This window comes from Nostoc sp. EspVER01, assembly GCF_034530635.1.
Classification (GTDB): domain Bacteria; phylum Cyanobacteriota; class Cyanobacteriia; order Cyanobacteriales; family Nostocaceae; genus Nostoc.
Genome location: NZ_JAVRCS010000018.1, coordinates 22,197 through 42,211, shown reverse-complemented (window position 1 = coordinate 42,211; position 20,015 = coordinate 22,197). Strand labels below are relative to the sequence as shown.

18 protein-coding genes are annotated in these 20,015 nt (G+C 41.0%); 13 read left to right on the top strand and 5 right to left on the bottom strand.

The window, feature by feature from the left end:
• Positions 1–77 precede the first annotated feature (77 nt).
• Together RMX69_RS16755 and RMX69_RS16750 are read left to right on the top strand one after the other, a co-directional pair.
• Positions 78–1,184: an ABC transporter permease gene (locus RMX69_RS16755; RefSeq protein ID WP_322638127.1), complete on the top strand. Its 1,107-nt coding sequence runs from the start codon at positions 78–80 to the stop codon at positions 1,182–1,184.
• 39 nt (positions 1,185–1,223) lie between these two features.
• On the top strand, positions 1,224–2,345 hold the full coding sequence (locus RMX69_RS16750) for an ABC transporter permease (RefSeq protein ID WP_289798167.1): 1,122 nt from the start codon (positions 1,224–1,226) through the stop codon (positions 2,343–2,345).
• Positions 2,346–2,583: 238 nt separating this feature from the next.
• On the opposite strand, the gene RMX69_RS16745 is transcribed toward RMX69_RS16750, so the two are convergent.
• Complete coding sequence (locus tag RMX69_RS16745) at positions 2,584–3,489, bottom strand: amino acid ABC transporter substrate-binding protein (RefSeq protein WP_289800055.1); 906 nt, start codon at positions 3,487–3,489, stop codon at positions 2,584–2,586.
• A 320-nt stretch (positions 3,490–3,809) separates the two neighbouring features.
• Here RMX69_RS16745 and RMX69_RS16740 point away from each other — a divergent pair, with 320 nt between their 5' ends.
• Positions 3,810–4,877 (top strand): DMT family transporter, encoded by a 1,068-nt coding sequence (locus RMX69_RS16740; RefSeq protein ID WP_322638126.1) that lies wholly within the window; start codon positions 3,810–3,812, stop codon positions 4,875–4,877.
• Positions 4,878–5,112: 235 nt separating this feature from the next.
• Positions 5,113–6,282 carry a peptidoglycan-binding protein gene (locus tag RMX69_RS16735; RefSeq protein WP_322638125.1) on the top strand — a complete coding sequence of 390 codons (1,170 nt, stop codon included), beginning with the start codon at positions 5,113–5,115 and terminating at the stop codon, positions 6,280–6,282.
• Between the two features lie 71 nt (positions 6,283–6,353).
• Here RMX69_RS16735 and RMX69_RS16730 read toward each other — a convergent pair whose 3' ends face one another.
• A complete protein-coding gene (locus RMX69_RS16730; RefSeq protein ID WP_289798164.1) occupies positions 6,354–6,809 on the bottom strand; it encodes a DUF2141 domain-containing protein in 456 nt (151 codons plus the stop codon).
• A 383-nt stretch (positions 6,810–7,192) separates the two neighbouring features.
• Positions 7,193–8,746: an ammonium transporter gene (locus RMX69_RS16725; protein WP_322638124.1), complete on the bottom strand. Its 1,554-nt coding sequence runs from the start codon at positions 8,744–8,746 to the stop codon at positions 7,193–7,195.
• A gap of 483 nt (positions 8,747–9,229) precedes the next feature.
• On the opposite strand from RMX69_RS16725, the gene RMX69_RS16720 reads away from it, so the two are divergent.
• From RMX69_RS16720 to RMX69_RS16690, 7 genes are all read left to right on the top strand, one after another.
• Positions 9,230–9,445: a hypothetical protein gene (locus tag RMX69_RS16720; RefSeq protein ID WP_322638123.1), complete on the top strand. Its 216-nt coding sequence runs from the start codon at positions 9,230–9,232 to the stop codon at positions 9,443–9,445.
• A gap of 520 nt (positions 9,446–9,965) precedes the next feature.
• Positions 9,966–10,451 (top strand): glutathione peroxidase, encoded by a 486-nt coding sequence (locus tag RMX69_RS16715; RefSeq protein ID WP_289798162.1) that lies wholly within the window; start codon positions 9,966–9,968, stop codon positions 10,449–10,451.
• Positions 10,452–10,583: 132 nt separating this feature from the next.
• Entirely contained in the window at positions 10,584–11,408 is an 825-nt protein-coding gene (locus tag RMX69_RS16710) for an SDR family oxidoreductase (protein WP_322638122.1), read from the top strand.
• Between the two features lie 22 nt (positions 11,409–11,430).
• Positions 11,431–12,360, top strand: coding sequence for an alpha/beta hydrolase (locus RMX69_RS16705; RefSeq protein ID WP_322638121.1), 930 nt, complete (start codon positions 11,431–11,433; stop codon positions 12,358–12,360).
• A gap of 77 nt (positions 12,361–12,437) precedes the next feature.
• Entirely contained in the window at positions 12,438–13,172 is a 735-nt protein-coding gene (locus RMX69_RS16700; protein ID WP_289798159.1) for a glutathione peroxidase, read from the top strand.
• 355 nt (positions 13,173–13,527) lie between these two features.
• Positions 13,528–14,769: a hypothetical protein gene (locus tag RMX69_RS16695; RefSeq protein WP_322638120.1), complete on the top strand. Its 1,242-nt coding sequence runs from the start codon at positions 13,528–13,530 to the stop codon at positions 14,767–14,769.
• 35 nt (positions 14,770–14,804) lie between these two features.
• Positions 14,805–15,572, top strand: coding sequence for a phosphatase PAP2 family protein (locus RMX69_RS16690; RefSeq protein ID WP_322638119.1), 768 nt, complete (start codon positions 14,805–14,807; stop codon positions 15,570–15,572).
• A 9-nt stretch (positions 15,573–15,581) separates the two neighbouring features.
• Here RMX69_RS16690 and RMX69_RS16685 read toward each other — a convergent pair whose 3' ends face one another.
• A complete protein-coding gene (locus RMX69_RS16685; RefSeq protein WP_322638118.1) occupies positions 15,582–16,037 on the bottom strand; it encodes a response regulator transcription factor in 456 nt (151 codons plus the stop codon).
• Between the two features lie 374 nt (positions 16,038–16,411).
• Between RMX69_RS16685 and RMX69_RS16680 the strand changes: the two genes are divergently transcribed.
• Both RMX69_RS16680 and RMX69_RS16675 read left to right on the top strand, forming a co-directional pair.
• Positions 16,412–17,737: a DUF58 domain-containing protein gene (locus tag RMX69_RS16680; protein WP_322638117.1), complete on the top strand. Its 1,326-nt coding sequence runs from the start codon at positions 16,412–16,414 to the stop codon at positions 17,735–17,737.
• A 236-nt stretch (positions 17,738–17,973) separates the two neighbouring features.
• Complete coding sequence (locus RMX69_RS16675; RefSeq protein WP_289798153.1) at positions 17,974–18,483, top strand: GNAT family N-acetyltransferase; 510 nt, start codon at positions 17,974–17,976, stop codon at positions 18,481–18,483.
• 123 nt (positions 18,484–18,606) lie between these two features.
• Here RMX69_RS16675 and RMX69_RS16670 read toward each other — a convergent pair whose 3' ends face one another.
• Complete coding sequence (locus RMX69_RS16670) at positions 18,607–20,010, bottom strand: AtzE family amidohydrolase (RefSeq protein ID WP_322638116.1); 1,404 nt, start codon at positions 20,008–20,010, stop codon at positions 18,607–18,609.
• Positions 20,011–20,015 lie beyond the last annotated feature (5 nt).

Below are 20,015 nucleotides of genomic sequence, written 5' to 3'. Positions count from 1 at the left end.
CGTTACTCTGCGCTAACCTCCGCGTTCCTCTGCGTTTAAAAACACTCTGATTTTTGCCAAAGCCGTACTTAATATATATGAAACGAATTATTGCTCAATGTGTAAAAGAAATAGCTCAATTCCGCCGCGATCGCCTGACGTTGGCACTAGCTTTTTTATTGCCATTCATAACTTTAATAATTTTTGGCTTTGCCATTAGATTGGAAAGTAAAGATATTCCCTTAATTGTGCAAGATTTCAACCGCACAAATTTAAGTAACAGCTATATTGAAAGACTGTATGCTACCAATCAATTTGTGCCTAAAAAATGGTCTGGTGGCAATCCCACACGCGATGCTATAGATAAGGGAATTGCCAAAGTCGCAGTCATTATTCCACCGGAATTTAGCCGTGATATTCAAGCAGGTAGAAGTACAAATGTGCAAGTATTAATCGATGCCACTGATGTTAACAATGCCCGTGTAATTAGAAATAGTATTCAGAGAGTGACAAACTTTTTCATGCAAGAGCATGGATTGCTACCTACTACTAATAGGATTACAGCACGAATGCGCCTATGGTTTAATCCTGGGAGATTAGAATCGCTGTATATTGTGCCAGGAACTTACGGAGTTGTACTGTGGATTTTTCCTTCATTGCTTGCTGCGATCGCAATGGTACGGGAAAAAGAAAAAGGGACAATTTTACAAGTCTACGCTTCTAGTATTAGTGCCACTGAGCTATTACTTGGTAAAGGATTAGCATACCTATTAATTGCCATCGTCGAGGCATTAGTAGTTATGATATTAGGCTCAATTATTTTCCAAGTCGGCATAGTTAACAACCCCATAACATTAATATTTGGCACTTTACTATTTCTGACAGATAGCGTTTTTTTTGGGTTGCTTTTAGGAGTCCGTAGTAGTAACCAAAATGCTGCTGTTCAAGGCGTTTCCCTCGTAGGCTTTATCACATCATTATTACTCTCAGGTTTTATTTATCCTCTCAACAATATTCCTTTCCCCTTATCACTACTACCTAACATAATTCCGGCGCGTTATTACATCGATATCACTCGTGATGCCTTCGTGCGTGGTACAGGATTTGGCGGAGTTTGGTTTGATTTGCTCATGCTTGCAGCTTTGGGATTAGTGTTTTTCAACGTATCACGCCGAGTTTTAAGCCGAATGCAATTATCAAATTAATCTATCTAGCTTTTGTACGGTTTAATAAAAAGGAATTTTATGAAACTTATTCAGCGATTATTTGATAGTCCATTTTGGGCATTAATGCGGAAAGAAATTAATCAAATTCTCCGCAATAAGCAATTAATTGTTTTGTTAGTTGTCCCGCCAACAGTCCAATTATTGCTGTATGGCTTCATCCTCAATCCCGACGTTCATAACTTACGATTAGGTGTCATTGACTATGCCAACGTCAGCGCTAGTCGAGAGTTAGTTTCAGCCATGACATCAAATCGAATTTTCACCTTAGAATCTGTACCAAGCAGTGAAAAAGCATTGAGTCGTCAGGTAGAAGAAGGAAAATTAGATGTCGGGGTAGTAATTCCTCCCGATTTTCCGCGTCAACTGGCACAAAAATCAGCAGAAATTCAAGTATTTATCGATGCTGTAAATGCTAATACAGCCGGGATTGCCGGAAATTATATGAATCAAATTATCCAGCAATATAATCTACAATTAGCCCAAGGTAAATTAAATCCCCCAGTTGCACCTGAAGTTGTATTCCTTTACAATCCCGGACTGACAAGTAGTTGGTTTTTTGTCCCAGGAGTTATGGGTTTAGTTTTAACATTAATTGGCACATTAGTATCAGCAATTACTGTTGTTCGAGAAAAAGATACCGGAACTTTAGAACAATTATTAATGACTCCAGCTGCTAACTGGCAAATATTACTATCAAAAATCGTCCCTCTAGCATTTTTATTGATGGGAGATGTTTTATTAGCTATTACTTTAGCAACAGTAATATTTCATGTACCATTTCGAGGTAATTTTCTGCTATTTTTGGCTCTATCAAGTATGTATGTATTTGTCGGGATTAGCTTGGGTATTATGTTGGCGACTGTGAGTAGTTCGCAACAACAGGTAGTTTTGACATCTTTCTTTATTAATTTACCAATGGTACAAACTTCTGGAGCGATCGCACCCATTGAAGCCATGCCACCTTTGTTTCAAACCCTATCGCTACTCAATCCCCTGCGCCATTATATTGCGATCGTTCGAGGTATTTTGCTCAAAGGTGTTGGCTTAGATGTATTGTGGATGAATGTTTTGGCTTTAGTCGCTTTTGCTGTTGTGTTATTAACTATTAGTGTTAGTAAGTTTCGCAGTCAGTTAAGCTAAAAGACAGGCTAACTTGAAAAGAGTTTATATCATGTCCGGCTAATAGTTATGATTACCAAATCTATGCAGAAAGCCCAAAAACCCTCCCTTCTGCACCTCTATAGTCTTAATGATATAGCAATCCTAAATCATTTGTGAAAAATTAGATCCCCGACTTCTCGAAGAAGTCGGGGATCTGGACACCGCGCATTTTCACAAATCAAATAGGATTGCTATAAGTCTTTAACCAGACATGATATCACAGGTCATTTTTAGGAATTTCCTCACGAAATTCTATGACCAATTGCATAGTTTCCACTACTAAATCGCGTAAATCTCGATTGAGCGCTACAGAGCCTTGAGACCCAAACCAACGGTCAAAAATAGTGACATATCGCTGATTACCATTGACGAATCCTTGCATGAACTTAACCAGAGAATAGTTGACTGTATCCAAGAATTTAGAGTTATTTTCTGGCACCATGCAAGCGATACCTTCTCGTGAATAGGGGCGATCGGGTACGATCGCAAAAGCATCTGGATTTTTTTGCTGTTGCAGCCATCCCTCTAAAAGAATGCTATCGGATGAGAAAGCATCAATAGTATCTTTTTCCAAAGCTGCGTATCCCTCTGCCCTAGTTTTAAAATATATCAGTTTAGCTTTGGGTTGTACACGAGCGATCGCTTGCTCATTTGTGGTTCCTGCCAGCACACCAATTCGCTTACCAATAAGTGATTCAGGAGAACCTAGATTACTTCCTTTCTTAACTAATAATTGGGTTCCAGTCGCACCGTAGCTGACAGAAAAATCTACTTTTTTATCTCGCTTCCATGTAAAACTACTAGCATCACAGACAATATCAACTTCTTGATTAACTATTTTAGGAATCCGCTCAGATGGGCTAAGACCAACTAATTGCAGTTTAATTTTTTTCCCTGTTTCTTTTTCTAATTGCTCTTTAATCAGAGTCAGCATGTCTACAGAATAGCCATTTAACTTTCCTTGACTATCCACATAGGCAAAAGGTAGCGCATCTCTACTAGTACCAGCTGTTAATACTCCTGTTCTGGCGACTTTTTTCATTACAGTCTCAGCAGCTACCACATTAGACATGAGCGTTGCAAACATGAGACTTAAAATAGGAATAGCAATTTTTTCATACATAAGCTTTAAGAGTAGGTAATTTTTTGAAAAAATCAAATCTGATTTACAGCGTATTTCTGGTACAAGCGATCGCACTAGTACAGCATGGCGTAAATAAACATACCATTCCAAACGGCGCAAGAAGCTCGGAATATAATTCTTTTAACTTTTGACTTCCGCCTTGCGGTACTAGGCTCAGGCTGGAGAGTTTCACCATCTTCAAGACGCTACGCGATAGTGCAAAGCACTCGCCAAAGGCGATGTCTACGCAAAACTACATAATTCGGTAAAATTGGGTAAAGCAATTTTTGCGCTCGTTAAACAAAGGTATCAGCAAACCCATGCAACTGAAACTCAGTGCATCTCGACTTCCCTTCGCCTCCCTGTTGTTAATCGCCCCCTTTTTCCTATGGGGGACGGCAATGGTAGCCATGAAAGGAGTCATACCCCATACCACACCGCTATTCATGGCAGGTGTGCGTCTGATACCAGCAGGGATGTTAATTCTGATTGCAGCAGCATTTATGGGTAAACCCCAGCCGAAGGGTTGGGTTGCATGGCTGTGGATTGCCTTATTTGCCCTAGTAGATGGAACACTGTTTCAAGGCTTTTTGGCGGAGGGATTAGTCAGAACTAGTGCCGGATTAGGGTCTGTGATGATTGACTCGCAACCTTTGGCTGTTGCCTTGCTGTCGTTGTGGCTATTCCAAGAACACATTGGTTTTTGGGGATGGCTGGGGCTAGGCTTGGGAGTCACGGGCATTAGTTTAATTGGCTTACCTGATGAGTGGATTTTACATTTTTTCAACTCAGGCGCGAATATGACAATGGGCAACTGGCAAGATTTGTTTGCTAGTGGCGAGTGGTTAATGCTGTTAGCAGCATTATCAATGGCAGTGGGAACAGTGTTGATTCGGTTTGTATGCCGACATGCTGACCCTGTAAGCGCTACAGGATGGCACATGATTTTGGGCGGATTGCCACTATGGGGAGTTTCATCAGTTGTTGAATCCCAGCAGTGGGAGAATCTGGGAGGAGCTGATTTCATCGCCTTGGGTTATGCTACCGTATTTGGCAGTGCGATCGCTTATGGGTTATTCTTCTACTTTGCCTCTAGTGGCAGTCTTACGAGTCTTAGTTCTCTCACCTTTCTGACACCCGTCTTTGCGCTACTATTCGGCAATCTTTTCCTCTCAGAAGTCCTCAGTCCGTTGCAGTGGGTAGGAGTATTTCTCACTTTAATCAGCATCTATCTCATTAACCAACGTGATACTTTAGGAGGACAAAACGACACAGTTACCGTCGGCGAGATAGCTAATATACAGCAACCAGTTTTAGAAGCATCTGCTAAAAAATTGAACCCCATAAGCCTAGCGGTTAGAGAATCGAAGCCAGAAATTTTACCTTAACTTGTTAAAATAATTCTTAATTAGTAATTGAGTAGGAGATGAGGGAGAAATCAATTCAAAATTTAAAATTAAACAACTTCTGCCTCCTTTTTCCTAATGCCCCATGCCCACTTGCCCTGAGCGAAGTCGAAGGGATGCCCCATTTTCAATTAAAAATGACAGTTAACATTTGGTCGTCTAGAATCTATTGTGGTATCGAAGATTTGAAAAGCACGTTCAGGCTGGAACTTGCAATATGAGGCTATGCCGTTCCTCAATTCTGATATTTACCTGTTTGTCTTGCGTGGGTTTTTACCCAAATCGCTCAAGCGCAGCCACACCTAACCTAGCACCTGAAATTTTAGAACTTGCACAAGCTAGTTCGACAATTACTGCTAGCCCGGCTGTTTTGAGATATGGTAGTCGAAAATCAGATGTGCAGAGACTACAAACCCAATTAACGCAGTTGGGATACTACAGGGGCGTAGTAGATGGACAGTATAACGCTAGTACGGAAATCGCTGTAGCTAAATTCCAGAAAGTAAAAGGTTTAAAATTAGATGGGATTGCTGGCCCGGCGACTCAGGAGAAACTGCAAGTAGCAATAGAGGCTAAAAAGCAGTTTGTCACCTCTCCAAAAGTTACCTCTCCAAAAGTTACCCCCCCAATAGTTACCTCTATTGCTCAGACTTCTGCAAATCCCAAAGCATCCGAGAGAGGTTTTATCTGGTGGTTACTATTTGCCATTGGAGTTTTAGGATGTAGTGGCGCACTTTTTTTTCTACTGAGGTCATTTCAGAAGGGAAAGCAAGTGCAAAAGTCCGAAATATCAGAGCCTAAAAGTTTGAGTGAAGCTAACAAAGAACCGATTACACCACCTTTCCTGGAGACTGTCACTACTCTACAAACCCCTCCACCAACATTTTCCACACAATTATTGCTACCAGAAAAAACTTCTCGTCTTGCTAAACTCAATATCGTGGAGGAATTAATTCAAGATTTACGCAGTTCTGACCCAACCAAGCGGCGCAAGGCTATTTGGGATTTGGGTCAGCAGGGAGATTCACGGGCAATTCAACATCTGGTTGACCTGATAATTGATGCTGATTCTCAAGAAAGCAGCTTAATCTTGGCAGCTTTGTCAGAAATTGGCATCCGCACACTCAAACCAATGAACCGTGCTTTAGCAATTTCAATTCAAGATGAAAGTCCACAAGTGCGGCAAAATGCGATCCGTGACCTGACGCGCGTTTATGACATGATGGGTCAAATGAGTCAGATGTTGCACCATGCGCTACAAGACCCAGATGCCGATGTGCAAGCAACAGCACGATATGCTTTAACTCAGATGAATCGAATACGAATACGTGACTTGCCGGAGCAACAGAGTCTACAGGAAGATTCAGACAATGATTCACAACATTGACACTCCCCCGCTAACCGCCAAGCGGTGTAGCGGGAGATTCTGGTTTCACGGAAACTGAATCTGCTATCAGCTTAAAAGTATTTCAACTGGATTTGGATATTGGTATCTGGCCCTGCCACTAAAAATGCTGCTTCGCTAAATTTGGGCGCTCTTGTGCGAATTTCTGGGTTGCTGGAAAATCCAAAACCTTCGCTTGGTATACCAAAAATATTGCTATTGAGAGTGCGGTCATTATTTTGATCGTGGAAGACAGCAACGGCGTAACTACCTGCTTTCAAGTTATCAAAGGTAATTGGTAAGGGATTTTCAGTAATCTTGGTACACTGCTTTTGTAAGACGCGATCGCGATCGCTAGGAAATCCTTCACTGCTAGCAAATATACTGGCACAGACTTGTCCTTGTTTATTCTTCAAGCCATCAATTTCCACGGTGAGTTTGCCGTTAAAATTTGCTTTGGCACTAAATGACCATGCCAAATTTCCCATCACTGCCAATAGCAGCATACTAACTCTTAAGCCTTTAAGCATAAAATTTTCACAAGGTAAAATGCGATCGCTAAATTATTGAAGGAGTCAGGGAGCAGGATAGCGCAGCGTTTTTCTTCAGGGGGAGACACTACGCGAACTGTAGGCTTGTCTGCGTCACGCTATGCGAGCTTGCTTCCCTGTAAGGGTACGCCAACGGCATAGCTTTTCTACCATATGCTACCGACGAGGAGCGTCGGGCAATTTTCCTCCTGCCTCCTGCCTTTCTTGATAAAGCACTAATCAGACAAAAAGTAGGAGGTATAAAACCCCCTACTTCTCTCTGCTTGGATAGAGAATTTTGCGGAATCAGTTCAATCTACTAACGGTGTCTTGGTAGCTCATATCAAGAATATGCCAGAGGATGAACCAAAGAAATATTTCCCCTAAAGTCTCCCAATTGAGCCTTGTTCATCAGAAAATCCAGTTGCATCACCTTCTTTGAGAAATCCACTGTAGGCTTCCATACCGTGTTCGCCGATATCCAAACCTTCTAATTCCTCTTCTTTGGATACTCTAATACCTAAAGTCGCTTTTAGTGCCAACCAAAAAATACTACTGAGTAAAACAGTGAAGCCACCTACTGAGAGAACGCCCAGCAACTGAACACCGAACTGTCCAAAGCCACCACCTGAAAATAAACCTTTTTCTGGGCCAAGTGTATACCAAGTAAAAACACCAGGGCCAACAGACCATAGACCAACTGCTAGGGTTCCCCAGATACCACAAACTAAGTGAACTGAGGTAGCTCCCACTGGGTCATCAATGCCAAGCTTGTCAAAGAATGTTACAGAGAAAACTACTAGTACTCCAGCAATGAAGCCAATTACTAAAGAACTAACGATACCTACGTAAGCACAAGATGCTGTAATCCCAACCAAGCCAGCCAAAATACCATTGATAATCATTGACAGGTCTGGTTTACCTAAGTACAACCAAGCTGTGATGGTGGCGGCAATTCCACCGGCAGCAGCAGCCATGTTAGTGGTTAGAGCAATATGACTGATTGCACCAGGATCGGCAGCCATTACAGAACCTGGGTTGAAACCAAACCAGCCCAACCACAGAATCAAACAGCCCAAGGTAGCAATACTCATGTTGTGACCGGGCATTGCTACAACTTGCTTGTCTTGATATTTACCAAGACGGGGCCCAAGAAATGCTGCCCCCATCAAAGCTGCCCAGCCGCCTACAGAGTGAACCACTGTACAACCGGCAAAATCCCAAAAGCCTCTGTCTGCTAGCCAACCACCACCCCAAATCCAATGTCCGGTAATGGGATAGGCAATGCCTACGAGTAAGAGGCTGAAAATTAGGAAGTCAATAAACTTAATCCGTTCGGCTACTGCACCAGAAACGATTGTTGCTGCTGTTCCAGCAAACACTAGCTGGAATAAAAACTTAGCTGCTAAAGGTACACCAGCCCAATTAAGGGCACTGAAGATCCCTTTATAAGCGTCTGCTGTGGCGGGACTGTTATCTGCTCCTTTTAAGAAAAACCCATTCAATCCAATGAAGTCATTGCCATCACCGAACATTAAGCCAAAACCGATGACCCAAAAGGCAATGGTAGACAGAGCAAATACAATCAAGTTTTTGGAAAGAACATTGACAGCATTTTTCTGGCGACAGAAGCCAGTTTCTAGCATACCAAAACCAGCGTTCATGAAGAACACTAAAAAAGCAGCGATCGCAACCCACAGGGTGTCAATAGCAATTTTGAGTTCTGCTGTCGTTGGCCCTGCGGCTGGAGCTTGGGCAACTGCGGCATAACCCCAACCCAACACAATCAGACAAGCGATAGGTAAACAAGCTTGCCAACTAGGAGAAAGTCGCTTAATCAGATTAAATAGCTTGACGTTGGAGTTGGATTGTGAATTGACAGCATAATTTCTTGCAGACAAATGCCTCTTTTTTGTTTTCGATTTTTGTTTGTACATGAATTTAAGCGTCATCCTCTAAAACCATCCTCAAAAAAAGAAAAAAACAGGTTAATCAGAAAAAACTGTTGTCCGAAGTTAGATCCAGTGGTTTTTGATATTTTTCTTTTAGACCACTTGTTTAAAAACCAGAAACTCAAATAACCTTAGTAGGAGTTTAAGAAACTATTGGCACATTTGTAAATATTTTTTATAGTTCTTCGTAAGAAATTTATGATGTATTTTCTGAAATAGTCAAGTCTTCTTCACTTAATCTTTAATCTTTGAAAAAAGTTGGCTGAGAAAGTGCCCAAAATTGTCTTGAATAATGTCAATAAAAAATCAGGTAGAAAGTAGCAATGAATCTGTGAAATATACATTATGACTACCGTAAAATGGCTTTTTTCAGCGAAAAGTGTGATTATTGGCTCTATTCACTATCGAGAACACCGATTCCTGGAGTCTGAGTCTGATTTTTGTCTTCTTCTGCAATAAATTGCTCGATTGTATAAACATCAGGCCATACTGACGCGCCGTGTTCGTAGGCATCGATCCCAATGCGATCGGCTTCGGGAGCGACACTTAAGCGTCCCAGCGCTTTTAGACCAGCCGACGGTGAAAACTGCGATCGCTACTACACCTAAAATTTGTATACCTCATAAATCAAAGCCGCCACCTAAAAATAACCCTGCCTTTTTGTTAAGGGTTACTTCTGCTTGACCTAAAAAGCCAACACAGAAACCATGAAACTAGTTCCTGATTTTACTTTGGTAAACTTATGCCTCAACGGATAAATTTGACTGATTGTCTATTTAGTCAAACCAAAAAACTGTATTATAAAATACAGTTTTTTGGTTTTGGTGATGAAATATAACTCATTGATGCAACAAAAAAGCAACTATATCTTTTCTAGCTAGATATTTCCGACATCATCATCAATTGGACAATTATGGATGTTGTTAACTTTTTATACAAAGAGTTAATTATTTGTGACTTTAAAGGTATGTCAATTTATCACTACACTCAAAGTTTTGTATTAAAAGCAACGCAGATTTTCCACTCTTATCCTGAGATGGCAGCTTGGTCGAGCTATTTATACAAGATACAGCGTTTTGCAACTACATGACTGACATCGAATTGTTACAACAAGGCTAACAAACCTAATTTCCTGAAAAAAACCGGGTTTAGAGTGCCTTTAATATGGGAAACTTGGCAATATTCCCTATAAATCAGATTTAAGATGAGTAACACAATTTCGGATATTGCAGTCAAGACCATCAACGGTGAAGATAAGCAATTAAACGACTACACTGGTCAGGTACTCTTAATTGTAAATGTGGCTTCCTTCTGTGGTTATACTTCTCAATACGAGGGGTTAGAAAAGTTGAACCAAAAGTATGGAGAAGCAGGTTTACGTATTTTGGGGTTCCCTTGTAACGATTTTGGAGCGCAGGAACCAGGAAGCAATGAGGAAATTGTGCAATTCTGCACGAGTAAATATAGTGTTACCTTTGAACTATTCGATAAAGTTCATGCCAAAGGCTCACAGCAGCATCCACTTTATGAGCGACTTACTAAAGCTGTTGAGCCAACGGGAACTGTTGCTTGGAACTTTGAAAAATTTTTAGTTAATAAGCAAGGTGAAGTGGTAGCTCGATTTAATAGTAGTGTCCAGCCAAATTCACCAGAGCTAATTGCCACAATTGAGAAGGAATTAGCAAAATAGTCATTAGATAAAAAGTTCTGTACTATTAATGATTGACTGTTAGCTCTGGACTGTTAAAATTATTTACTTCTAGAGAATTAATTGAGAAAATCGTCTCAATGAGTAGTTTAATTTATTTGTGTCTAATTTGTCATGAACGTTGCAATCATTGGTTGTGGTTATGTTGGTTATAAAGTTGCTCAATATTGGCAGCAAGATATGAATTTTGTTGTCAGTGTAACCACAACTTCGCCTGAGCGTGTCCCTGCCCTACAATCAGTATCTCAAAGAGTTGTAGTTACCTGTGGTAATGACATAGATAGTCTAAAATCAGTTTTGCATAATCAAGATGTTGTACTTTTGAGTGTTGGGGCAAAAAATAGCGAAGTTTATGAAGAAGCTTACCTACAAACTGCCCAAACTTTAGTTTCGTGCTTACAACAGATTAAGAGTGTAAAACAATTAATATACACAGGTAGTTATGCAGTATATGGTGACAGAAATGGTGTATGGGTAGATGAAGAAACACCGCTTGCGCCTCCTAATTTAAATGCCCAAATTCTCCGAAAAACAGAAGAGGTGTTACTATCAGCATCTAGTGAAAATCTCCGTGTTTGTATTTTCCGCTTAGGAGGGATTTATGGAACTGGTAGAGAACTGTTGAAAATATTTGGTAGATATTCTGGTACAACCCGTCCGGGCAATGGTGAAGATACCACAAATTGGGTTCATCTAGATGATATTGTTGGTGCGATAGAATTTGCCCGTCACCGTCGTTTGCAAGGAATTTACAATCTGGTAGATGATGCACATCTCACCAGCCGAGAATTGCTAGATAGCTTATTTGAAAAACATAATTTACCCAAAGTAGAATGGGATACATCTATCAAGAATACTCGGCCATATAATGCTTGGGTATCGAATGAAAAGCTCAAAGAAGCTGGATACCAGTTGATTCATCCACAGATAATTTTTTAGCAAGTATTAAAAACTAGGAATTATGCAACCATCTGCTGTAGCTAACACAACTAATCTGACAGCATCTCCTAGCCAGTTTTACAGTTGGCAGAATTATCGTTGCGCCTACGAAGTTCATCAACCAATTAATACAACATCTGAAGGCGTTCCCTTACTGTTAATTCATCCGATTGGCGTGGGATTGTCGCGGCGATTTTGGCAACGATTTTGTCGCGAGTGGTATAATTCAGGTCAACGTAATTCAATTTACAACCCTGATTTACTAGGATGTGGTGAAAGTGAAATGCCCCGTATAGCTTACACTCCTAGTGATTGGGCAGAACAGTTGCAGTTCTTTTTACAAACAGTAGTCCAAAAACCTGTTATTCTAGTAGTGCAAGGTGCTTTATTGCCAGTTGCTATCCAATTAGTCCAAAAGGAATCAAATTTAATTGCCGGACTGGTACTTTCTGGGCCGCCAACGTGGGCTTTGATGACAACTAAACCACCAGAATGGCAGGAAAAATTCCTTTGGAATGTGTTAGATTCGCCTTTTGGTAGTGCTTTTTATCGCTATGCACGCACCCCAAAATTTTTACGTTCTTTTTCGATTCGTCAACTCTTTGCTTCTGAAAGCGCTGTGGATGCAGAGTGGTTAAATACATTGCTTGCAGGTGCAGAAAATCCTGCTACTCGCCATGCAGTGTTTTCTTTTTTAGCAGGGTTTTGGCGAGATGATTATACTAGTTTGATTGCCTCGATTCAGCAACCAACATTAGCGGTTATGGGCGAAACTGCATCGAGTATTAGCCAAGACAATAAAAAAGAAACGCCAGACGAACGCTTGGCTCACTATCTTGCTTGTTTGCCTGAAAGTCAAGGTATGAAAATAAACGGACGTAATGTTTTACCCTATGAATCAACCGCTGAGTTTGTAGCAGCGATCGCGACCTTCATTAATAAAGTCTTTTAGCTGATTGATAGTTACATTGTACCAGTTCTCCCATGATAGGTTATGACTGGAATTGATTACTAAAGGCAAGCAAAATTATGTTACCCAATCATCGAGGACAAAGAGTACCCAATGTCACTTTTCATACTCGCAAGGACAACCAGTGGGTAGATGTGACAACCGATCAGTTATTTGCTAATAAGACAGTAGTTGTCTTCTCTTTACCGGGTGCTTATACTCCGACTTGTTCATCCACTCATCTCCCTGGATACAACGAATTGGCCCCGGTTTTCAAACAAAATGGTGTCGATGAGATTATCTGTATTTCTGTTAATGATGCCTTTGTGATGAACGAATGGGCAAAGGATCAAGAGGCAGAAAATATCACACTAATTCCTGATGGAAATGGTGAATTTACTGAAGGCATGGGTCTATTGGTAGATAAATCAGACCTGGGGTTTGGGAAGCGATCGTGGCGGTATTCTATGCTGGTTAGAGATGGTGTAATTAACCAGATGTTTATTGAACCAGAAGAGCCAGGAGATCCCTTTAAGGTATCGGATGCTGAGACAATGCTCAGATACATCAACCCCCAAGCAGTAAAGCCCGAAGTAGTTTCTCTGTTTGCGAAAGTGGGTTGTCCCTTCTGTGCCCGTGCTAAGGCAATGCTCAAGGAACATGGCATCAACTACGAAGAAATTACCTTGGGTAAGGATATCACCACGCGATCTTTACGAGCAGTTGCAGGTGCGACAACAGTTCCCCAAGTATTTATCGATGGTAAATTAATTGGTGGTTCTGAGGCATTAGAAGCCTACTTCGCTGCTAAATAGGTTTCAGAAATATGTAGGTTGGGTTGAGGAACGAAACCCAAGATTTAGTAGGGTTTGTTGGGTTTCGCTATTGCTCAACCCAACCTACGAATATTCTTAAACCTAGCAGTATTAAGTAGAGTTGCACAGCCATCAACTGTTTCAACTTTAGGTGAAAGTCATGATATTTTTGACTGTAGCCTGATTTTTGAGAATTGAAAACCACAAATCCCCGACTTCTCGAAGAAATCGGGGATTTTGTTTTTCGCCAGCAGTTAACAAATCTTCAGATCGATAGATGTATTTTTGTCCAGCTATTCACTAATGATCGGATAAAATTGATTCGGATTAAATTTACATTTATTTAAAAGATAATATGTTTGCCAGAATTCGCCGAATTTTGAATCAATTTTTTAGTAATTCAAGAACAATAAACAACGAACCACTGAATAAAGTCAGTTTAATTGTCATTATTATAATTGATATTTTTATCTTAATTAATGTTTTTACCGGACTCGATGATATTAGTAGATGGCATATCAGTCCGACTGAGGCTTACCCATGTTATTCAGAGTGGCAAAATTACCGGACAAAAACTACTAAAGATAAAGACTATGAAATTGTTAGACTTTCATTGCCATCTTACACCAACAATCAACTCAATTTTCGGCGGAACTATCAACAAGCCGAAGCAGGACATCTGGGTAAGGTTTCTCAAACTTGTTTGCAATATGCCGATTACAAAGATAAGATTAACAATCCTGAAAAGCAGCAAATTATTAGAACTATCGATCAAAAACAAGCAAAAATTAGTAGACTTCAACAAACCAATGGCACTATTAAATCTCAGTATGACTCAACGCTATTAGAAAAAATAGCCGGTCAAGGTCGCGAACAATCAATTAATCAAGTTAGTGCCGAAAAAGCTAAACAGGCATTAGAAGAAAATAATCGCCAAATTTCTACTCTTCAACAAGAAAATTCTACTCTTAAAAATGAACTACTTGCCAAACCGGAAAGTATTAGTTTTATAACATTTATTAAAGATGATAATCGATTCCAAGAAGTTGACAAAGGCTATCAGCAGGCATCATTTTGGTATCCAAGTATTCAGCTTGGTTTTCAGTCTCTCTTTCTTTTACCACTGATTCTCATTGCTTTATTAGTTCATAAATTTGCCCAAAGAAGAGGATATGGACTCGTCTCGCTAATTAGCTGGCATTTGCTAGTTATCTTTTTTATCCCATTAATCGTTAAAATATTTGAATTTCTGCAAATAGGTGCAATATTTAAATTTTTATTTGATATAGTCAGTGCCATTTTTGGCGGTTTACTTTTCCTGATAAATTATGTTTATATCTTGCTGATTCCAGTTATTGGTTTTGGAATTATCCAGTTTTTTCAAAAGTTTGTCTTTAACGCTAAAGTTCAAGCAGCTAGCAGAGTTCAAAAATCAAGATGTGTCAATTGTGCCAAGAAAATTCGACATCTTGATACTTACTGTCCACACTGCGGTTATTATCAGTACATTGAATGCCATAACTGTCATAATCTTACTTATAAGCATTTGTCGTACTGTAAACATTGTGGAACTTCTCAAGTTTCCAGTAGTTTGTAATTCGTGAAGTCATCGATCGCCCTTTAAATTTAGACATGGAAAAAGAGAAACAAATCAATAAAGAGAGTCAATCGCCGCTTGATTTTCTGAAAAACCTGTTGATTGCTCGTTGGCGATCGCTCTTACTCCTTTTGATCGGAGTCTATTTACCTTTGCAGATATTTGAAATCCTGACAGTGAGGATATGGGAGAATCAAGCGGGCTTTCCGTGGGATGTGCCGATTCTGTTAGCAGTTCATTCTACAGCAAACCCACAGTTAGATGTTTTAGCTGTCACCCTAGCTACAATTGGGTTGCCTTGGACGGCGATTCTAATTTTGGGGGCGATCGCACTAATATTACTACTTCAAAAACGCTGGCGATCGCTAGCTTATTTACTCACCGCCTCAGCAGGAAGCGTCATCATCAACCGCACAGCAAAGCAATTAATGCATCGAGTGCGTCCACAATTGTGGCAATCCATTGCACCTGAGTCTAGTTTTGCATTTCCCAGCGCTCATGCGATGACGAGTGTAACGCTGGTAGCAATTTTGCTGTTCTTAACTTGGGCTACCTCTTGGCGCTGGTTAGTTCTCATATTTGGCAGCTTATACATCATCGCGATTGCGTGGTGTCGTCTCTATCTGGGAGTTCATTTTCCTAGTGACATTCTCGCAGGTTGGATGGTTGCATTAGGTTGGACAATTGGTGTCAGTCTGATTATCAAACCCTATAGAACTATAGCCAAATCCGTAGATGGCGAAGGTACTAAAGATGAAACTACCTTACTACCAGAAGAAATAAAGTCGATAAATGAGGAGTAATATCAGCCCTCACCCTAAATCCCTCTCCCAAAGGAGAGGGACTTTGAAATTGCCTCTCCTTCTCGCAATTTTGGGAGAAGCAGGGTGGATAGGAGTACAGGGGCGATCGCCTCTACGGATCAACGCTCGTATCCGTGCTTGCAGTTCTTCTAAATCTAAAGGTTTGATCAGATAATCGTCTGCACCTGCATCAAGTCCCTGAATCCGCTCTCTACTACCGTCTTTCGCCGTCATCAGCAGAATCGGAGTGAAGCAACCACCAGAACGCAATCGCTGACACAATGTAATTCCGTCCAGTTTCGGTAATCCGACATCTATTAGTAATAGGTCATCGTTTGTACTTTGCGTGTATTCCCAACCCATTTGTCCGTCTTGTACGACATCAACAACATAATGTTGCTTAGTCAGAGACTTCAACAAGACACTTGCTAAAATTTCTTCATCTTCGATTAGCAAGATTCTCATACACCCGTCCAAAATATAATTTGCTACTTCACCCAAAAAAATAGTACAGTAGGTGACTATTTTTCTACAAGAAAGAAATATAAGAATTTAGCAAGTCTTCTTATTTCGGTTACATTGAATTCACCTTATACCTAACAGTCTGGCAAGCCAACAATGATTGGTGAGGACTGGGGAAAGGGGAAAGGGAAAAGGGTAAGGGATTTAAACCCTTTCCCCACCAAGTTCCCTTGGCGTACTACTAGTACTCTGTCAACCCAAAAATGCGCTTGTGAGGGCGGGGGTAAAGGGGAAAACCTTTCCCCATTCCCCTTTACCCTTTACCCCGCTTTCGTCACGAAAGCGAACTACTAGCTATTAACTTCTCGCTCTAAAAAATGGTTCCTTCCAAACGAGTTTATTTATTATTGGTTTTAGGTATTGCGATCGCCCCGATCCTATGCTTATTTCTTACCATTAGAGCAACCATCGCCATCGCTGTGCTATTTGATGCCATTATTCTCGGACTGATGGTTGTAGATGGTTTGCGGGTGCGGCGTTCTCGCGTGCAAATTACCCGCGAATTACCGTCACGATTATCCATTGGGCGGGATAATCCCGTAGTGCTAAAGGTGACATCTCCCAATACCGACGCCCAAATTGAAATCCGCGACTATTACCCAACAGGATTTGGCGTGTCTGCACCTGCACTCAGCGCCATTATTCCCAGTAACAGCACTGAGGAATTGACGTATACCGTCCACCCGACACAACGGGGAGAGTTTCCTTGGGGAAATATTCAAGTCCGACAGATGGGGCTTTGGGGATTAGCTTGGGATGATTGGCAAATTCCTCAAAGTCTGCCAGTGAAAGTTTATCCTGATTTAGTGGGATTGCGATCGCTCACAATTCGTCTGACATTGCAATCATCTGGATCGATGCGCCAATCTCGCAAAACTGGTATTGGTACAGAGTTTGCCGAATTGCGAAACTATCGCACTGGTGATGATTTGCGGTTTATTGATTGGAAAGCTACTGCCCGTCGGGTTGGGGCTTATGGTAATGCCATGCCACTGGTGAGGGTTCTAGAACCAGAACAGGAACAAACATTACTGATTTTACTCGATCGCGGACGGCTAATGACGGCAAAAGTACAGAATTTGCAGCGATTTGACTGGGGATTGAATGCAACTTTATCCTTAGCTTTAGCAGGTTTACATCGAGGCGATCGCGTGGGTGTTGGTGTATTTGACCGCCAAATGCATACGTGGATTCCCCCAGAACGCGGCCAACATCATTTGAATCAGCTAATCGATCGCTTAACTCCAATTCAACCAGTGTTATTTGAATCTGATTATTTGGGGGCGGTAACAAATGTTTTGCAGCGACAAACTCGCAGGGCGCTTGTAGTAGTGATTACCGATTTAGTTGATGTCACTGCCTCTACAGAACTCTTAGCTGCACTCTCCAAGTTAGCACCCCGCTACCTTCCATTTTGCGTGACTTTGCGAGATCCACAAGTTGATCGTCTAGCACACACTTTTACAGACAATGTTGCAACTGCCTATACCCGTGCAGTAGCACTAGATTTATTAATGCAACGACAAGTAGCTTATGCCCAACTGAAACAAAAAGGTGTATTGGTGCTAGATGCACCAGCAAATCAAATTGCCGATCAGTTAGTTGAGCGATATCTGCAACTCAAAGCGCGAAATCAACTTTAGTAATTGTCACTTTAAGTTGTGTATTTTTATTCAATTATTTAGCGGAGGTATAAACTTTGCTTAAAATTATCCAGGTAGAGACTGATGAACATAAACTTCAGATACAAGAGGTATTTTGGGAATATTTTAATGAGACTAAGGTGATGTTCAGCAATCAATTCGGCATCAATTTAAATGCTCATACATTCTTTGAGCAATAATCGAGCCAACTGGATTTTTATGGAATTAGTTTTAAAATGATCGATATCCGTTGTGAAACTCTGTCAGACTACACAGCAATAGCTGAGGTTAATACACTAGCCTTTGGGCAAGAAAACGAGGCTAAACTTGTAGAGAAAATTCGCAATTCTGACCGTTATATTTCAGAACTTTCTCTAGTCGCAGAGGTTGAAAATATTGTAGTCGGTCATATTTTATTCAGCTACATTGACTTGGTGGGTGAAGAAACACTCCAGGTACTTGGTTTAGCGCCTTTGGCAGTTCGTCCACAATTTCAAAGACAAGGAATTGGCAGCGCACTAATAAAAGCAGGGTTAGAACTAGCAGAAGCAAAAAAAGAAGCCATAGTAATTGTACTAGGTCATCCCCACTTCTATACTCTCTTTGGTTTTCAGCCTTCTGTTGTTTATGAAATCGAATCTCCTTTTCCAGTACCAGAGGAATTTTTCATGGTGAAAGCACTACAAAGTTATCAAAAGCAGTATAAAGGCAAGGTTGTTTATCCGGCTGCTTTTGATGAAGTATAATATTATTCCCATGTGAAGTTTAGTTAAAGCAAGAGACGCATGAATCATCGTCAAGACGAAAGACTATTGTAGAGACGGCGATTTATCGCGTCTTTGTGTAATAAATTAGATTTTTCAAACAGCCTATGAGTTAAGAGCGTTTAAAATTACTGGTGCTGAAATTACACCTTTGTCCTCTAACGCAGCTGCAACCCGTAAAATTAATGCTTCATTATATGGTGCTGCAATCAGTTGCACACCTAAAGGTAAGGCATTTTGGCACTGAATTGGTACTGATAAAACGGGTAAACCAATAAAAGATAATGGCTGAGTAAATAGCCCTAAATGAGGACGGACAAGAATTTCTTCGCCATCCAAAATCATAGTTTGTTGACCAATTAATGGTGCAGAAATTGGTGTCGTTGGGGCAAGAATGACATCGACATTTTGAAAAACTTCCCGAACGCGATCGCGATACCATCTTCTAAATCGTTGTGCTTGGATATACCAGCTACTAGGAATTAACGCCCCAGCCAAAAAGCGATCGCGTGTTGCTGGATCAAAATCTTCAGGACACAATCGCAATTTTTCCAAATGCAGATTTGCACCCTCGCTAGCTGTAATCACAAAGGCTGCTGCACGGGCGCGGTCTGCTTCTGGTATGATTACGTATTTAGTGACTTCTATTGCATCAGCTACTTTTTGCACTGCTGCTAAAGCTGCTGGTTCTGCACCTTTGGTAAAATAATCAGCTGCAATGGCAATTCTAATATCAGAAATATCTTGTTTGAGTTGTGGTAAACATAATTCAGGTGGACGCTTTGTACAAATGGGATCGCGATCGTCTTCTCCCTGAAGCACATCAAACACCGTAGCGATATCCTGCACCGAACGCGCAAAAGGGCCAACATGGTCAAAACTACTAGAAAATAAAGCTACCCCAGTACGAGATAATCTTCCATAAGTTGGCTTGAAACCAAAAACGCCACACAACGCCGCCGGAACGCGAATTGAACCATTAGTATCAGAACCCAATGTCAGCGGTACTAACCCAGCCGCAACCGCCGCCGCCGAACCACCCGATGAACCACCAGCAACTCGCTGTAAATCATGGGGGTTATGAGTAGCACCGTAATGAGAGTTTTCTGTTACAAACCCATAAGCGTACTCATCCATATTCAAAGCACCAAGCAAAACAGCACCCGCTTGTTTTAGCTTCGCGACTGCGGTTGCATCTTGACTAGCTTCTGGGTTTACTGCATTGATTTTCGATCCCGCCAGAGTCGTAAAACCAGCGATATCGAAGAGATTTTTCACCGCAAAAGGCACACCAGCAAGCACTCCAGGATGATTACCTTGAGCAATTTCCCTATCAATCAGTGCTGCATCTGTTAAAGCTGTCTCAGCAGTGATAGTCGTAAAACAGTTGAATAGATGATTCCGCGTTGCGATTCGTGCTAACGCAGCTTTCGTAACCTCCACTGCGCTAACTTTACCTTCGCGTACAGCAGTTGATATTGTTATGGCATCGGCTGAATCAAAGTTCATGCTGA

Excerpts from the sequence above, each read along its gene's own strand:
- RMX69_RS16685 (WP_322638118.1), bottom strand. The coding sequence starts at position 16,037 with ATGAGAATCTTGCTAATCGAAGATGAAGAAATTTTAGCAAGTGTCTTG.
- RMX69_RS16695 (WP_322638120.1), top strand. The coding sequence starts at position 13,528 with ATGTTTGCCAGAATTCGCCGAATTTTGAATCAATTTTTTAGTAATTCA.
- RMX69_RS16690 (WP_322638119.1), top strand. The coding sequence starts at position 14,805 with ATGGAAAAAGAGAAACAAATCAATAAAGAGAGTCAATCGCCGCTTGAT.
- RMX69_RS16700 (WP_289798159.1), top strand. The coding sequence starts at position 12,438 with ATGTTACCCAATCATCGAGGACAAAGAGTACCCAATGTCACTTTTCAT.
- RMX69_RS16705 (WP_322638121.1), top strand. The coding sequence starts at position 11,431 with ATGCAACCATCTGCTGTAGCTAACACAACTAATCTGACAGCATCTCCT.
- RMX69_RS16725 (WP_322638124.1), bottom strand. The coding sequence starts at position 8,746 with ATGTACAAACAAAAATCGAAAACAAAAAAGAGGCATTTGTCTGCAAGA.
- RMX69_RS16755 (WP_322638127.1), top strand. The coding sequence starts at position 78 with ATGAAACGAATTATTGCTCAATGTGTAAAAGAAATAGCTCAATTCCGC.
- RMX69_RS16670 (WP_322638116.1), bottom strand. The coding sequence starts at position 20,010 with ATGAACTTTGATTCAGCCGATGCCATAACAATATCAACTGCTGTACGC.
- RMX69_RS16680 (WP_322638117.1), top strand. The coding sequence starts at position 16,412 with ATGGTTCCTTCCAAACGAGTTTATTTATTATTGGTTTTAGGTATTGCG.
- RMX69_RS16710 (WP_322638122.1), top strand. The coding sequence starts at position 10,584 with ATGAACGTTGCAATCATTGGTTGTGGTTATGTTGGTTATAAAGTTGCT.
- RMX69_RS16715 (WP_289798162.1), top strand. The coding sequence starts at position 9,966 with ATGAGTAACACAATTTCGGATATTGCAGTCAAGACCATCAACGGTGAA.
- RMX69_RS16750 (WP_289798167.1), top strand. The coding sequence starts at position 1,224 with ATGAAACTTATTCAGCGATTATTTGATAGTCCATTTTGGGCATTAATG.
- RMX69_RS16740 (WP_322638126.1), top strand. The coding sequence starts at position 3,810 with ATGCAACTGAAACTCAGTGCATCTCGACTTCCCTTCGCCTCCCTGTTG.
- RMX69_RS16735 (WP_322638125.1), top strand. The coding sequence starts at position 5,113 with ATGAGGCTATGCCGTTCCTCAATTCTGATATTTACCTGTTTGTCTTGC.
- RMX69_RS16745 (WP_289800055.1), bottom strand. The coding sequence starts at position 3,489 with ATGTATGAAAAAATTGCTATTCCTATTTTAAGTCTCATGTTTGCAACG.
- RMX69_RS16675 (WP_289798153.1), top strand. The coding sequence starts at position 17,974 with ATGATCGATATCCGTTGTGAAACTCTGTCAGACTACACAGCAATAGCT.
- RMX69_RS16730 (WP_289798164.1), bottom strand. The coding sequence starts at position 6,809 with ATGCTTAAAGGCTTAAGAGTTAGTATGCTGCTATTGGCAGTGATGGGA.